This is a genomic window from Arenimonas sp. MALMAid1274, assembly GCF_049195245.1.
Lineage (GTDB): Bacteria > Pseudomonadota > Gammaproteobacteria > Xanthomonadales > Xanthomonadaceae > Arenimonas.
Genome location: NZ_JBMIRR010000027.1, coordinates 855,177 through 869,548, shown reverse-complemented (window position 1 = coordinate 869,548; position 14,372 = coordinate 855,177). Strand labels below are relative to the sequence as shown.

Sequence of the window (14,372 nt, the reverse complement as noted above, 5' to 3'; positions counted from 1 at the left end):
CCGGGCTTGGATTGGCCGGACGGTCTCTGGTATTGAGTGGCATCGTCCATTCGGGGTTCCCGCGCATGCTCAAGGCTTTCCGCATCCTCAGCCTGGTTGAGGGGCTTTCGCTGATCACGCTGCTGTTCATTGCGATGCCGGCCAAGTACCAGTTTGGTCATGACTTCGTCTGGCCGGTGGGCATGACCCACGGGGTGCTTTGGCTGGTCTATGTGCTGGTGTCGCTGGTGGTGAGCCATGTTCGGCGGTGGTCGGTGCTGGTGTGGGCGGGGGCCTTGCTCAGTTCCGTGGTGCCGTTTGGGTTCCTGGTTCTGGATCGCCGTCTGAAGCGTGAGATTAGGGCGGAAGCTGCGGGTTGACGCGTTTTCGAGCGCTAGTTGGTATATGATGTACTTCGCATAATGTATATTATGTCAAGTAAGAGATTGGCCCAGCCTCGGTCGGTAATTGTCGTCAATGCCCTTACATTGGCGTTCAAGGGCTAACCCTGGCGGATGGGCTAACTCTGTCGGATCTCGCAAATCTGCCTACCGGCGCGGGCTTGCCCCCAAGCGCGGATTTGTTGAGTCTGGAGCAGTCGCCTTGCTCGAGCCCGTAGTGTCGTGACTAACCTCCTCAACAATACGCTTGACGCATTCGCCCGATTGCTTGTCTCGGCACGGCTAAATGAGGACGACCGGTCATCCGTATTGCGTAGCTTTTCTAAGTGGCTCAGCAGTCTATCGCCAAGCGCGCAGCGAGCCGTCAAGTGTGATCTTACCAAGTGGATGAACTGGTACGCGCAAGCTCAATCCAGAAATGCCCCGTACGCGGCCGACTCCGTGATTGACTACTTCGGTGAACTAACTGCGAGTGGGTCATCAATCGCCAGCCTCTGTAGAGCGTTATGGGTGGTCAAAGCTTCTCTCGGACACCTCGGCTGGTTAGATCAAAGCTGCGAGTCGACAGTCCAACGTATTCAGGCCGAAGCGCAGCGAGCGCGTGGATCGGTATCTAAGGAATTCCCAGTTCGCCCGAAGGCGAGTTGGTCAGACGTTCACAAAGTCGTCAATGCGGCGAATCCTGAAGATCCTTTTGAGGCTAGGTTGGTGGCTCCGATTCTGTTGATTCAGGACACTCTCGCCCGACTAGATGAGATCTTTGGTCTTCGCATTGATGGTGAGTGGCACAAATCTGCAGTGAGCAGACATGCACTTCTCCAGGCTGCGGACGGGAGTGGTCGCATCACGCTCAATAGAACGACGTATGGCGACAGCGGGCTTAGTGCGTACGTGACGCCGCTCACGATGCAGTGGATCGCCTATGCGAATCGAGGGCGCTCGGGAAGCGACGGACCGCTGTTCGTCACACGGCGGAACCTGCCTTTCCAGAGCGAAGCTTGGAAACAGAGTCTCGCCAACTTCTGTGAAAGGAAGTCGCTTCCGGATATCGTTCGCTTGGCGAGTTCGCTGCGATCAGGAATGGTCGGAGCGCTTGTAGAGGCTGGGGCGACGCCCGATGAGGTTAGGGAGTTGGGAGGATGGACAACCATGGAGTCTGTCACCAGACACCTAAGGAAGAAGCGGGAATCTAATTCGGTTCTCAACAGCATTGTAGGCTCATGTCGAGATTGAGACCTTCTGCGAACAGGATTTGCGAAGCACCCCTGCCCCTAAGCTGATAAGTGGAGAGATTGGTTTTCGTACCACTATGCGCGCCCAGATATCCCCTGCCGCTTTCGCGTACTTCCAAGAGCCGGGGAGAGCTTACCTCTCGCCTGCAAAATTCGCGGAGACGTTCTCGCTGGATATGTCCTCTTTGGCGCGACTTATGACGGTAAATGTGGGGTGCATCAGACACCTTCCCGAAGCGCCGGAGATCCAGAATAAACTGTCCGAATTCTTAGCCGTCTACCCAGCGATTTTGGAGTCACTGCCGAATCAGAATGTGGTCGACGCGGCGTTCCACTTTAGGAACACACCTCATCGAGAATTTGGCTATCGCACTCTGTTTGAAGTAGTCGAGGCCGGAAACGCAGAAGGTGCCCTCGGGTTCATCCACTCCATTTCAAGCGGATTTGTAGGTTGAGGTCAGAAGCCGGAAGGCTATCAATCTGGCGATCCCTGGTGGGTCCTGAGCGCTGCAGTTACTGCGAGAGTCTGGCCGGCTCTGCATTAGCCCGAGAAGCCGTGCAATGTTCGGAGGATGTTATCGACCACGTCCTTGGCGCGTCCCGTCGCGACCAGTTCAATCGGACTTGGTGCGTCTATGTTCCCGGACGTGATCAACCAAATCCCGGCCTCTTCAACCCCGAGGCCCAATGAACCGAGTGCTTCGGCTAAAGCAGGCTCGTGAGCCTGCACGTAACTCAAAGCGGCGCCGCCAGCCGAACTGGCAGCTAATCGGGCCTGACGGACAGACGTCAGTACGTCTTCAAGGGACACGGCAACCTCCAGGGGTTTTGGGCGACGGCAATTTTGGCGGATCACTGGTTGGGAGGCCGGGTCGCCGGCACCTTCGTCTTGGCAGCAAGTTTACGCGGGGTCCTCCGTGCGGGCTTCTCGTCTGTTTCCGCGCGGAGACGGGTAAATTGACGCTCAAGTTCCTCCATCCGGGCTTGGGCGGCGGCACTTTCCCGCTCTGCACTTTGCCTGGCGAGGTCTGCAACTCGGCGCGCCTCTTCAACCCGGGCCAGTGCGGTAGCTTGCTCACGAGTCTGGGCGGCTAGTTGCGCTTTCGAGACCTTAAGCTCCTGACGAATCCTGTCGACCTCGGCATAGGCGCGGTCCTCCGCCTGGCGAAGGTGCGCCTGCAGGGCCTCGCGTTCTGTGGCGGCCGCGGCGCGTTCGGTCTCCGCCTGCTGCATCACGGAGTGATGGCGGGCGAGCGTGGCGTCGATGCGCAACGAAAGCGCCTGAATTTCTGCCTGCTGCGATGCCACCTGGCGCTGTAGATCGCTGTTGCGCTGATCGCTCATCACCAAGGCCGCGTAGTGGGCTTCGGCTTCGCCCTTGGCCTTGGCCAAGTGGGTTTCCAGCGACGCCCGCGCCGCACGATCACTGGCCATGGCCGCTTCGGCTTTGGTCAGGACGTCAGCGAGGGCGGCCCGTTCAGGCGCAACCGCGGCCTCCGCATAGGCCTGCCCCGCCGCCAGCGCCGCCTCCCAGAGAGCGGACGCCGCCTCGATTACGGCCGCCGGAGCCTCCGGGACAGCAGCGGATCGGCGCTGCGCGGTGAGCCGACTGCCGAGTCCCTGCCACCAGACATCCAACATCCGGGTGAGCGTGTTGGGCGAGCCGGTGCCGAGAGCTGCCCGGACCCGCTCGATCGTCGGTCGCTCGCCTGACAGCAGCAACTGCTCGATCGCGCCGTTGACCTGTTCCTGGGTGATGCCGCGTGCCATCCGATTTGCTCCTACTTGGATCCCCTGCCCCGGCCTTGACGTACCAACGATAAGTGATGATTATCGTTAGTAGACACTTCAAATCGTAGTACAGACTACATAATATGAAGCGTAAAGACAGCCTCCCCGCCCTTGCTTCACCCGCCGCGGGACTCGTCCTGCCTGAGCAGCTGGCGCAGCAGGCCGCGGACGCGGTGCGCGAACTTCTGGCCGAGGCCGCGGCGGCCAACACCACACGCAGCTACGCCACCGCCCTTCGCTACTGGGCTGGCTGGCACCTGGGCCGCTTCGGGACAGAGCTCACCTTGCCGGTCAACGAGGCCGTCGTGATCCAGTTTCTGGTCGATCACATTCAGCGCAAAGGAAAAGCCGGCCTGGTTAGCGAACTGCCGCCCACGCTCGACCATGCATTGGTCGCCGCCGGCCTCAAAGCCAAGGTCGGTCCGCTGAAGCTCTCCACCGTAGTGCAGCGCGTGGCAGTGCTCTCGACCGCACACAAGCTCAAGCGCCTGACCAACCCCTGCGAACTGCCCAGCGTTCGGACGCTACTGAGTCGGGCCCGACGTGCCTCCGTCAAACGTGGTGAGCGCCCAACCAAGAAGACCGCCATCACGCGCGCCGAACTGGAAGCCATGCTGGCAACCTGCGGCGACAGCCTGGAAGGCTTGCGTGACCGTGCCCTGCTCTGCTTCGGGTTCGCCAGTGGCGGGCGCCGGCGCAGCGAGATTGCCGCAGCCGATATGCGCGACCTACGAAAAGTTGACGAAGGTAGCTACATCTATCGCTTGGAGCACTCGAAGACCCAGCAGGCCGGGGTAAAGGCGGATTCGACGCCAGACAAGCCAATCCTTGGACGGAGCGCTGAAGCGCTCTCGGCCTGGCTGGACGCCACAGGCATTCGTGAAGGCGCAATCTTCAGGCGGATCTGGACGGATCGCGTGGGCCCCGCCCTCCTCCCCGGATCGGTGGCCTCCATTGTGAAGCGCAGAGCGAGATTGGCTGGGCTGGAGGGAGACTTTGGGGCGCACAGTTTGAGGTCGGGATTCGTCACGGAGGCTGGCAAACAAGGCGTGCCTTTGGCGGCAGTTATGGCAATGACTGAGCATCGCTCGGTAGCGAGTGTTGTAGGGTACTTTCAGTCAGGTCAGGCGATCGACAATCCCGCAGCACGACTGCTCAAGTAGCGACTTCTCCCCGTATTAAAAGCAGGCCGACTTGGCGCCTTCTTGCCGTATCGCAAGATTTTGCGAAACGGCAAATTGTCCCAAAGACTCGCCCTAACCGGTCTGGTCTGCCCTCGACCCCAGCCTCAGGTTGTCAGCGCAAGGTGGTACGTGAGCCCGTCAATCCGATCCAGGTAAACTTCCCGCCGGCTGTTGTTCGCCAGCTCGAGATTGGACGGCGTGATGGCCAGCCGAAACGCCCGGTCCCGATCCGCCGGGCCGCCGTCGCAATAGCCAGTTATAAAATCGTGATCCTCGGTGCCGTGCAGCCGGAATCGCGTGCCCTCCTCGCACTTCAGGAGCGCCTCGGGAAATCCCTGCAGGACTTTCCTCCTCCCAAACTTAACCTCCACTAGGGGCGGACCGTTTTCGTCGAACACTAGCGTGTGGCGTTCGGCCTGGATCGCGCGTAAGCGGCCAAGTGAGTGGAGTCTTCCGTACCCGAAGCTCTCGACTTTGCCCGTCAGCACTTCCATACGCTCGTTCGCTGGGAACTTCGAGTATGGATAGCCCTGTATCCGGTCCGGGTATTCGTGCCAGCGTTTTTCCAGGCATTGCGGGGCCAGGCCATGGAGCTTCCTGGCCGTGAACCTAGGATGGCGGCTGACGATGCAAGCGGCCCGGCCCACGAGGTCGGCAATGAAGGTGCGGTCAAACGTTTTCCCGCACAACACATCGTCGGTCAATCCGTGGACGGCAAACGCCTCCGGCGAGCTGGGACGCTGGGGCTGCTGGAGCCCAGCGTATTGCGCAACCACGCCCAGGGCCCCGTCGACGTCGATCTTGTCGACGAGCGCGCACACCACTTGGATGACCTGATCCTCGCGCGTGACGCCAGTGGTGTCGAGCTCCACCAACAGCGCTGGCCAGGGAATCGGCAGATTTCTCATTCGGGTCCTTGGGCGACTGCAATACTGCTAGAAAGCAAAATACAAAATGGGCGTCTCATGTACATCCTCACTCGTCTTGGTCTCGCCATTCATCTTCCTGCACGCAGTATTCACCACAGTCGGGGGCGCCAATTTGCCTTTCCGACCGAGCGCCTTCCTTCAATATTCTCAGGTGGCTGGATCGTTGCGTCAGGAAAAAAGCTCAGTGACTAGAGAAAAAGGCAACCATCGCGCTCAGGTGTCACGATTGTCGCGCGACGTATGGCCCGCGTAACCGCGACGCGCAGCGCCAGCCGCGACTGCGCGATGCGCCTATCGTCGGCGTTCGCACCCACGATGCGCCCGGAGAACGTGCCCTCGTAGATGACGACCTCATCGAATTCTTTCCCTTTGGCCTTGTGGATCGTCATCACATGCAGCCCGCGCCACTCCTTTTGCGCGGCGACGAAATGCTCTTGGAGGAGGGCGTCCCGAAGGGCCGCCTCTGCACTTACATAGTCGCCCCGCGCCCTCCACATCTCACTTAGCGCCGTGCGCAGCGCGGAGCCCCTGTGCAGCAGGCGGAGAAAACGTGCGTCCACGGCCACCCGGGCTACTTGGGGCGCGGCGGACGTGGCTATCAGCTCTCGCATGGCAGACCAGTCTTCCTCGGGATTTCCTGCGAGCCTGAGATTCGCGCGCTCCGCTGCGATCCTCTGGCACTCCTTAACGATGAGCTCCCTGTTCTTGCCACGGATCTTTCCCGTCGACATATAAGTGCTAATCGCGCCAGCGAGGTCCATCTCCGCTTGCGCAGGCGCCTTGTTACCACCACGGCCACGGATGTGCGTGTGAAGCGTGGCGACCAGACGTGACGCCAGCGCCGCACTGGGGCCTCCTCCCAGCAGAACGGCGATGAAGTTTGCAGCCAACGACGGCGACTCTGCGTCCATCGCCACATCGTGCCGGAGTGCGGGCAGGCGATCCACGTCGGAAGATAAGTACTGCGAGAACTGCAGCATGAATGCCTTTGACGGCACGAGGACTGCCACGGAGGTGTTCGGCTGGTCGCGCAGGCGCCGGAGTGCGGCCAGCACCTCCGCCTTCGCCCGGAAGTGCGGGCTCTGGTTCCTGCGGAAGCCGTAGCGCACGATCTTCACGTGCGTGTACTCCTTGCCGCGGTTGCGGTCGGTCAACAAATCGTTGCCGAATACGGTGATGTCTGTCCCACTGCTTCGGTGGTTCTCGCCCGAGAAGTCGAAGCTGCCCGGCTGGAACGCCTCGACGAACTCACCCAAGCGGCGGGGATCAGCGCCCCGGAATTCGTAAATGCGTTGGTTGGGGTCGCCGAGCGCCACCAGGCGGCTATGTCGACCCAACTGGCGGATCAGAGCCCACTCATCAGCATTGGTGTCCTGGAACTCGTCGAGGATCACCGTGGGATAAGCGTCGCAGTAGATGTTTGCCAAGCGGACACTGCGCTGAAGGATCTGTGTCACCAGCCGAGCGAATAGGTCGAAGTGAAGCTGCCCCTCCTGTTCGAACAGGCGGAGCATCTCCTGCTCGCGGGCGCTGGCGTCCACATCGGCGAAGTGCGCCGCAGCCTCCGGTGGCGGCAGGAGGGTGATGGCCCTTGCGGTATTCAACAGGTAACCGTGGCTACGGAGGATGCTCCAGGCGAACCCGTGGTACGTATTGATCTCGAGGTGCTTGAGCTCCTCCGGCGAGACGAGTTCCGCCGCCTTCTCGAGGATGCGCGCGACCGTCGGCCTCGCAAAGCTCAGGAATAGCACCTTCTGGCCCGGCTTCAATGTTGCAACCTGCTGCTGGGCTTTGATGAGCGCCACATGGGTCTTGCCGGCGCCGGGGCCGGCTAGGGCCAATGCGTGTCCCGGACAGGCCAGGAAGGCAAGCTTTTGCGGGCTCATGACCATGGAATTCAGGCCGAGGCGGGTTCGGCCGGGGGCGAAGGCGGTGCTGGGGACGGAGGCTCGATGACCTTAAAAATGCCGGACAGGCATTCGGCGATGTACTTAGGCATCTCCTGCCAGCCCGTGCAAGACGCCAGCAGATCGGCCGCTTGGCCGCTGCCTTTGCCCCAAGCGAAGTATTGCGACAGCGCGCTCGTCAGCGCTGCCAGGTCGGACTCTACGTTCGGCGTCACGTGAGCCAAGTGCTGTGGCCAGTCGCCGTCCGCCACCACTCCCAGCGCGTACCGCCGGATCGCGCTCTCGGCGGTCCCTTGCAGAACCAGCGATTCGAATCCCTTCATGGGAGATTCGTACGGGTAGTCGACGGCGGCACGGATGAGAGCGAGTTGTGTCTCGTCCTGCTTGTCAAAAACTGCGAAGACTGTCTTTCCCAGCCCCCTAAAGAAGCCGCCTAGCGGCGCGACTTGGGAATCCGTTTTGGCGTCGATTACCGCGACGCCGAGCGCCTCAAGCGACTTAAAATGCTGTGGATCGGATTGGCTGAGTGTGCGCGCGGCCGCCGGCATTGCGTCGAACTCCGTGCGTCCCTCGACGATCAGGACGTATTTGGCAAGCAGCGCCTCGCAGAAGCGCGCCCGGAACTCCGCCTTGTAGGCCTTAGGCTTGATCGTTGGCGGCAGGCTGGCGGACACGGAGGTCAGCACGCCGCTTGCGCGTTTGAGAACCTTGATCTGATTTGGCTCGAACTCCTCGAGCACATACGGCGAGTGCGAAGTGAATAGGGCCTGCGCCGACTTCTCGCGCACGCTGTTGATGATGCGCTTCTGGGTGTGCGGAGGCAGCGCTGTCTCGGGCTCCTCCATGGCGAAAATGACATTCTGCTTGAGCTCGGCGATGATGGACAACAGCGCGAGAACCAACGTATTGATGGTGCCCGCGCCCTGGTGCTGATACGGAGCTGCGTAGGTGCTGCCATCCGGGCGCCTTGCGCCTGTGCCCATGAATACCGTCAGCGTGCGGCGCAGGGTTTCGCGCGTGAGATCCGAGACGCGCATGTGCGGATCCTCGGCCCAGTCAGACGGGACGAACTTCTTGATCGAGGCCTGCACTGCGGCCAGCAGCGTGGTGACGCCGAGCTCGGGCTTCTCGGCGACCGGTAGGGTGCGCAGCGAACGCAACAGCTCCTCCCACATCTTGAGGCGCGATTCCTGAAGGCGCAGGATTACGTCGAGCAGCGAGCCACGCTCCAGGCTGAGCGCGCGCGAGCCGGTACGCACCGTACGCAGGTATAGGAAGCCGCATTTGCGCTTGTCTGAGGCACGGAACGTCTGGTGCTCACCGGCGCCAATGGGGGCGGGCAGCGCGAAGAAGGTGTTGCCCAGAAAGTCGTCTTCCTCCGCGTCATAGGCGCCACGGAAGAAGACGCGCAGTGCGGGTTCGACCCCGGAGGCGTCGGTGCCCTCGACTGGCGGGCCGGACAGCAGGTTCTTCGCGTTCGTATCCCACCATTCCAGGTGTTCGCGGAAGTGCCGGAGCTGCTCATCGTTGAGGTCGGCGACGATCACTTCGACTGACAGCGGGATCGGCAACTCTTCGGCACTTAGGTACTGGCCTGCGTAGAAGTCGTGCTCGTCTACAACTGGGCGGCGGGAGAGCCGCTCTGGACCCAAAACGAGGTCAATCGCCTCAAGCAGCGTGGACTTTCCCGCGTTGTTGTCGCCAACGAGCACGCTGTGTCCATCGAAGTGAACTGTGCCCTGCGCGATCCCTCGGAAGTTCGCGATCCTGACCTCAACGATCTTCATGGAGCCTCCTCCGTGTGGCTCGTTAGAGCGGCCATCTGCATGCATACGTGTTCTGCAGCAATGGAGCAAGGGGTCGGCCGCTCCCCATGTCATGACTGCGCCGGAATGTCTCTATTGCCGCAGGGAGCATCAGCGGCAAAAGAGATCTTCGCGATCTCATGGTTAAGCGCCGCGCTGGGTGGGAAGCTGCCCTCCCCTACCCCCGATAATGGTCCCTAACCGCCCTGCCCCTGTGCCAACGGTGTCGACAGGCCCAGCCGGCCAACTCTGCCCGGGTGTTTGTCTCGCGCGGTGAGCCTGGGAGGCGTGAGACTGGAAGCCCTCCAAAATGCGCGACACATGGCCTCATCGGTCCGCCGGTATCTCCAAGTGTTTGGCCCCTCCGCGGTCTTTGGGTCCGACACTACCTCTACCGTGTCTCACATCACGCGCTGACAAACGGCATCTTCGATCTTGAGGAGGAAACCGACCTACTTGGCAACCTCATGGCCTAAACGGGGGCGAGACCCACCTCCTAGCCAGCGACCAGGTCCTTGCAAGCCTTTCGGCCCCAGTGCCCTCTGCCACCCTGCCCCGTACGCAGATTTCTTGGGCCGCGCCTTTAGCGTGACCTTGAGGCGCGGCCGAACATCTTCGCTGAACGCCACTGGGCCGCAACTCGTCTGCAGTAGCCAAGGGGAGCCATCCGAAGCTATTGGAAGTCGCTGCCACGGCATTGGCTCCCGCTGCACACCGACCACGCTACCGGATGTTTTGGCTCCCGGAAGCGTACTGCCCTCAGGCCGCCTGCTAGACTCGTCGATACTGATCTTGGAGCTATACCATGCCGGTCATCAAGGGGGACAAATGCCTAATTGCCACGGACTCGTGGGAGGATGTTAAGCATTACCTAGTCGAAGATCACGACGATTCGGAGTTTCGACTCCGTGAGTTCGATGATGTGATCAAGAGCCAGTCGCTGCGGACGATTCCTGTTGTCGATCAAGGCAACCTCTTTAGGATTCCCTACCGTCCACGTGACGCAACGCAGTATGAGGATCTCGCTCGCGCAAACCTTGTTCGCGACCTGGCGAGCTCAATCATCCGCTCCAAGACGACAATAGCGCCTGCGGATCTTTTGAACTCACTCCGCGCCGACAGACGGTTATCAAAAACTGATCCTGCCTTCATTGAGGGCTGCATTCGCTCTTGTATTGCCTCACAGCTCTTTTCTGTCTCGTGGGACCGAAGAACCAAAAAAGCCAATCGGGTGTATCTGCTGGGGCTTTCGGAACAAATGATTCATCACGAGCGGCAACGGGCTTTTGTCGCGCGCTTTGCTGAAGAGTTGACGGCGTTGAGCGACCGGATTGGGCTCGCCATCGGCCATACGGGAACAGTCGGCACCTACCGGGAGCAGTTGCTGCAGAGCTTGCTGAGAAGAAATCTTCCTGAGCGTTATCACGTTGCGACTGGCTTTATCCACGGCTGTCCGCGGCAGATAGATATCCTGATCTACGATCGTGTGGACTACGCACCAACCTTCCGGGAGGCCGACCTCGTCGTTGTTCCCCGGGAAGCCGTTCGAGCAGTAATAGAAGTTAAGACATCGCTGACGAAGGCAGAGCTCCAGAAGAGCATTACTCTGATGGATCAGTTGGCGGAATTAGACGACCTAACGCCACCGTTCTTCCGGGGGATTTTCGCGTTCAGCTGCCCTCTGAAGCCCGATGATTTGCATAAAATCGTAGTCGAATTCTTCACTCTGTCACCAGAGGCCGTCGAAGAAGCGGAGCGCGCTAGGAATTCGATCATCTATGACCCGTTCAGGCATCTGACATGCGTGTGCGTTCTGGGGCATTCGTACGCGGTTGTGGACTATCTACGAGATGCGAAGAACCAATTCACCCCATCTCTGGTGGCGCTAGAGAGTGCGACACAACTCAACGCTCAAGCTGCATACTTTCTAGATCTGCTTCAAGCACATCTTCGTTATGAGGGCCTGAAGGCGCCGCAAGTCGATGACTGGCTTGGAGCAGATACAACTCAGCGCAAAATTTCTGGTTTAACGCAGTTGGACACATGGGGTGCCTACTTTGCAGAAGCCGAGATCGACGGCGATAGAGCTGCCGTTAGTGATATGGAAAATCACATCCAGAAAGTCAAACTATGGTTGAAAACGGGTATTTGGAGTTGACCTTATTGCAACCCGAATCAGATGAATGCGCAGCTATCCCGCCACTGAAAATTACCTAATTTTAAGATCACCCAGTGAAATGGCGTCCTCAGGTCAAATGGCCGCACTCACCCTCGATAACGGGCCCTAATCCCCGGTCTCGCCCGTCTCCTTTCGGCCCATTCTGTTGAACAACGCGGACTTCGAGATGTTGCATCGGATTTGCACTGGGCGGTGCTCGCGACAGCATGTTTCTGAGTCTCCAGATGACTGCTTATCTCGCAGAAGTGAGCTGTCGTGAGCGTCACGCAGCTGGTCGTCCAAGCGAACCGCGTTCAAACAAATGGGACAGAAGCGGACATGACCGACCAGGGAATATACTTCGCGACTCTCACTGATTCGCATGCTTCCTGTGCTTGTCCGTCTCATGATGGGCATCATGAAGTATGTCGAAGCCGCCCTTCAACGCGATACCCGCGACTGCAACTCCAACCGCGAGATCCGGCCATGATTGATCCAGCCAGAGCACGAGTCCGCCGCCCACAAGGACACCTGCATTCGCGACGAAATCATTGGTACTGAAAGTGCTTGCAGCGCGAATGTTTACATCGGGACGACGGATGCGCTTGAGAAGCCACACGCAGAGAAGATTGACTGCGGCCGCAGCCAAAGCCATCCACATCATCATGCTTCCAATCGGTTCGGTGCCGGTAAGGAATCGCCGCGCGACGTCAAACAGCACCCCCGCCGAGAACAGGATCAACAAGACCCCAGATACGCGAGCAGCGCCGCGCTTCCACACAGGTGATCGACTCAATGCGAGCAGAGTGATCACGTACACCACGCTGTCTGATAGGTTGTCCAAACCGTTGGCGATCAAAGCGCTGGAATCGGCGGAAAGGCCGGTCACGGCGAACGCTGCAGCCAATCCGAAGTTCAGTGCCAGAACTATCCAGAGGATCCTACGTTGGCTGGATGTTCCAACGTCGATATTTTCCTGGCTCATGGGCCTCTCAAGAATTGGCTTCAGTTCACGGCACTGTGACCCACACCCATTGAATGTTTCCTGATCGTGAAGCAAAGCTTCCTCAGGGCGCACGATGCACGTTTTCGGAGTGCCTCCGATTCGAAGGCCGGGATGCGGGTTGCTGTAACACGCCGAGTATCGCGCAGGCGCCCCGACGGCCACCGGCGCAGCCTGCAATGGTACGTTCCAGTTCGCGGGCAATGCGCCGCAGCTCTTGCTGCCTGGCCCGAATCTCGCTCAAATGATGCCGCGCCAGGGCATCCACGTCTTCGCAGGACAGTTCAGGATCCTCGGCCAGGCGCAACAGGCTTCGGATCTCGTCCAGACTGAAGCCGAGATCCCGTCCGCGTGTGATGAAACGGATTCGCTCCACGTCCTGACCTGCGTAGGCCCGATATCCACCGGCAGTGCGCGCTGGGCGCGGTAGTAGCCCGATGCGTTCGTAGTAGCGAATCGTCTCCAGATGGCAGCCACTTGCGGCCGCGACCTCCCCGATCTTCAAGACGCACCTCCCAAGGGGCTTGACCCTGTAGCGACTACAGGCTTTAGGGTAGCGCTACCAGTGGAGGAAGCGCCATGTCCGGATGTCACTGCAACGACACCGCCAACAGCCTGAGCCAGTTCCAGGACGCCACCCGGCGCCGGGTCCTGTGGACCGTGCTGGTCATCAACGCGGCGCTGTTCATCGGCGAGTTCACGGCGGGCTGGTGGGCCGACTCCAGCGCCCTGCAGGCCGATTCGCTCGACAGCCTGGGCGACGCCGGGGTGTACGCCCTGAGCCTGGCCGTCGTCGGCGGCAGCCTTCGTCAGCGCAATGGGGCTGCCGTGGTGAAGGGCCTTCTGCAGGGCCTGTTCGGTCTGGTGGTACTGGCGGAGGTTCTGCGTCGTCTCATAATCGGAGCCGAGCCGCTGGCGCCGCTGATGGCGGCCGCGGCGGCGATCGCCCTACTGGCCAACCTGTCTTGCTTCTTGCTGCTGATGCGCTTTCGCAGCGATGACCTGAATATGCGCTCGGTCTGGCTGTGTTCGCGCAATGACCTGGCGAGCAACGCCGGTGTGATCGGGGCCGCAGGGGTCGTGGCGCTGACGGGAAGTGCCTGGCCTGATATCGCGGTCGGAACCCTAATCGCGCTGCTGTTCCTGCACACGTCCTGGCAAGTGCTGCGCGAGGCCTGGCCGGGCTGGCGACGCCCGGCAGACTCCTGCCCCGAGGAGACGGCACCATGACGCGGCTGGACCAAGCTTTCGCGCAGGAGTGGGACCTCGCCGAGGTCGCCCGACGCGATGGCGACCTTGCTCGTGCGTTCCACCATCTCGAGCGCGCCCACATTCTCGGGCAGCGGCGCACCTGGCTGCACGTGAAGAGCCATCTCGCCATGCTGCAGATTGGCTGGCAACGGCGCGACGGGCGCGAGATCCGGGGACAGGCAGCGCGCATCGTCGCGCCCGCGCTGTTGTCGCGACTGTGGGTGCCGGTGGGCAACACCGGCGGCGCCAATGTGCCCGCGACCCAGCCGATGCCCGTGCCACCGGATCTGCAGGCCGTAATCGATGAACAAGGCGCCTGAAATTGTGTATCCGCCACCAAACCCGCTACCCTGCCTCGCGATGACTCTGCCTCTGCGCTCCCTGCTGCACTCCCTGCGAGGCCTGTTCTGGGGCCTGACGGTGCTGTGCCTGCTGGCGCAGCCCGTGCTGTCGGCCGCCCATGAACTGCACGACGCCGAGCATGCACTTGCCGATGCCGCTGCGGGTGGCCCCAGTGACGCGGTGGCTGAGGAGTCGCCGGCCCCCGGCAGCCTGGATGGCCTGCTACATGCGTTCGACTGCTGCCTACATGCCACCGCCCTCCCGGCACCGATGCTGACCTGGACGCCTCACCCTCTCCAGTCGCTGGCGCCACGCCTGAGCCTGCCCGCACACACCCCCTCCGCTTCCTCCCGATTCCTGCGCCCTCCGATCGCGGCCTGACGTACTGAC

The 14,372-nt window shown here is 60.8% G+C and carries 13 protein-coding genes; 6 read left to right on the top strand and 7 right to left on the bottom strand.

What is annotated here, in order from left to right:
• The first annotated feature begins 65 nt into the window (after positions 1-65).
• Positions 66-359, top strand: a complete 294-nt coding sequence (locus tag ACOQFR_RS12685; protein ID WP_421382437.1) for a DUF3817 domain-containing protein — start codon at positions 66-68, stop codon at positions 357-359.
• Positions 360-2,153: 1,794 nt separating this feature from the next.
• On the opposite strand, the gene ACOQFR_RS12680 is transcribed toward ACOQFR_RS12685, so the two are convergent.
• Together ACOQFR_RS12680 and ACOQFR_RS12675 are read right to left on the bottom strand one after the other, a co-directional pair.
• The gene (locus ACOQFR_RS12680) at positions 2,154-2,423 is read right to left on the bottom strand and encodes a hypothetical protein (protein WP_421382435.1); all 270 of its coding nucleotides are present in this window, start codon (positions 2,421-2,423) and stop codon (positions 2,154-2,156) included.
• 41 nt (positions 2,424-2,464) lie between these two features.
• Positions 2,465-3,382 (bottom strand): DNA-binding protein, encoded by a 918-nt coding sequence (locus ACOQFR_RS12675; RefSeq protein ID WP_421382433.1) that lies wholly within the window; start codon positions 3,380-3,382, stop codon positions 2,465-2,467.
• A gap of 104 nt (positions 3,383-3,486) precedes the next feature.
• Between ACOQFR_RS12675 and ACOQFR_RS12670 the strand changes: the two genes are divergently transcribed.
• Positions 3,487-4,566 (top strand): site-specific integrase, encoded by a 1,080-nt coding sequence (locus ACOQFR_RS12670; RefSeq protein WP_421382431.1) that lies wholly within the window; start codon positions 3,487-3,489, stop codon positions 4,564-4,566.
• Between the two features lie 125 nt (positions 4,567-4,691).
• Here the strand turns inward: ACOQFR_RS12670 and ACOQFR_RS12665 are convergent, their stop codons facing one another.
• From ACOQFR_RS12665 to ACOQFR_RS12655, 3 genes are all read right to left on the bottom strand, one after another.
• Complete coding sequence (locus tag ACOQFR_RS12665; RefSeq protein ID WP_421382429.1) at positions 4,692-5,495, bottom strand: hypothetical protein; 804 nt, start codon at positions 5,493-5,495, stop codon at positions 4,692-4,694.
• 209 nt (positions 5,496-5,704) lie between these two features.
• Positions 5,705-7,402, bottom strand: a complete 1,698-nt coding sequence (locus ACOQFR_RS12660; protein ID WP_421382427.1) for a UvrD-helicase domain-containing protein — start codon at positions 7,400-7,402, stop codon at positions 5,705-5,707.
• An 11-nt stretch (positions 7,403-7,413) separates the two neighbouring features.
• A complete protein-coding gene (locus ACOQFR_RS12655) occupies positions 7,414-9,210 on the bottom strand; it encodes an ATP-dependent nuclease (RefSeq protein ID WP_421382425.1) in 1,797 nt (598 codons plus the stop codon).
• Positions 9,211-10,033: 823 nt separating this feature from the next.
• On the opposite strand from ACOQFR_RS12655, the gene ACOQFR_RS12650 reads away from it, so the two are divergent.
• On the top strand, positions 10,034-11,386 hold the full coding sequence (locus ACOQFR_RS12650; protein WP_421382423.1) for a DUF6602 domain-containing protein: 1,353 nt from the start codon (positions 10,034-10,036) through the stop codon (positions 11,384-11,386).
• A gap of 370 nt (positions 11,387-11,756) precedes the next feature.
• Here the strand turns inward: ACOQFR_RS12650 and ACOQFR_RS12645 are convergent, their stop codons facing one another.
• Entirely contained in the window at positions 11,757-12,371 is a 615-nt protein-coding gene (locus tag ACOQFR_RS12645; protein ID WP_421382421.1) for a cation transporter, read from the bottom strand.
• Positions 12,372-12,453: 82 nt separating this feature from the next.
• The gene (locus ACOQFR_RS12640) at positions 12,454-12,894 is read right to left on the bottom strand and encodes a MerR family transcriptional regulator (protein ID WP_421382419.1); all 441 of its coding nucleotides are present in this window, start codon (positions 12,892-12,894) and stop codon (positions 12,454-12,456) included.
• Between the two features lie 74 nt (positions 12,895-12,968).
• On the opposite strand from ACOQFR_RS12640, the gene ACOQFR_RS12635 reads away from it, so the two are divergent.
• The 3 genes from ACOQFR_RS12635 to ACOQFR_RS12625 are packed head-to-tail and all read left to right on the top strand — an operon-like array spanning position 12,969 to position 14,363.
• The gene (locus tag ACOQFR_RS12635; RefSeq protein WP_421382417.1) at positions 12,969-13,619 is read left to right on the top strand and encodes a cation transporter; all 651 of its coding nucleotides are present in this window, start codon (positions 12,969-12,971) and stop codon (positions 13,617-13,619) included.
• Complete coding sequence (locus ACOQFR_RS12630) at positions 13,616-13,960, top strand: DUF3703 domain-containing protein (RefSeq protein ID WP_421382415.1); 345 nt, start codon at positions 13,616-13,618, stop codon at positions 13,958-13,960. Before ACOQFR_RS12635 ends, ACOQFR_RS12630 begins: the two co-directional genes overlap by 4 nt.
• A gap of 40 nt (positions 13,961-14,000) precedes the next feature.
• On the top strand, positions 14,001-14,363 hold the full coding sequence (locus tag ACOQFR_RS12625) for a hypothetical protein (protein ID WP_421382413.1): 363 nt from the start codon (positions 14,001-14,003) through the stop codon (positions 14,361-14,363).
• The last annotated feature ends 9 nt before the right edge of the window (positions 14,364-14,372 follow it).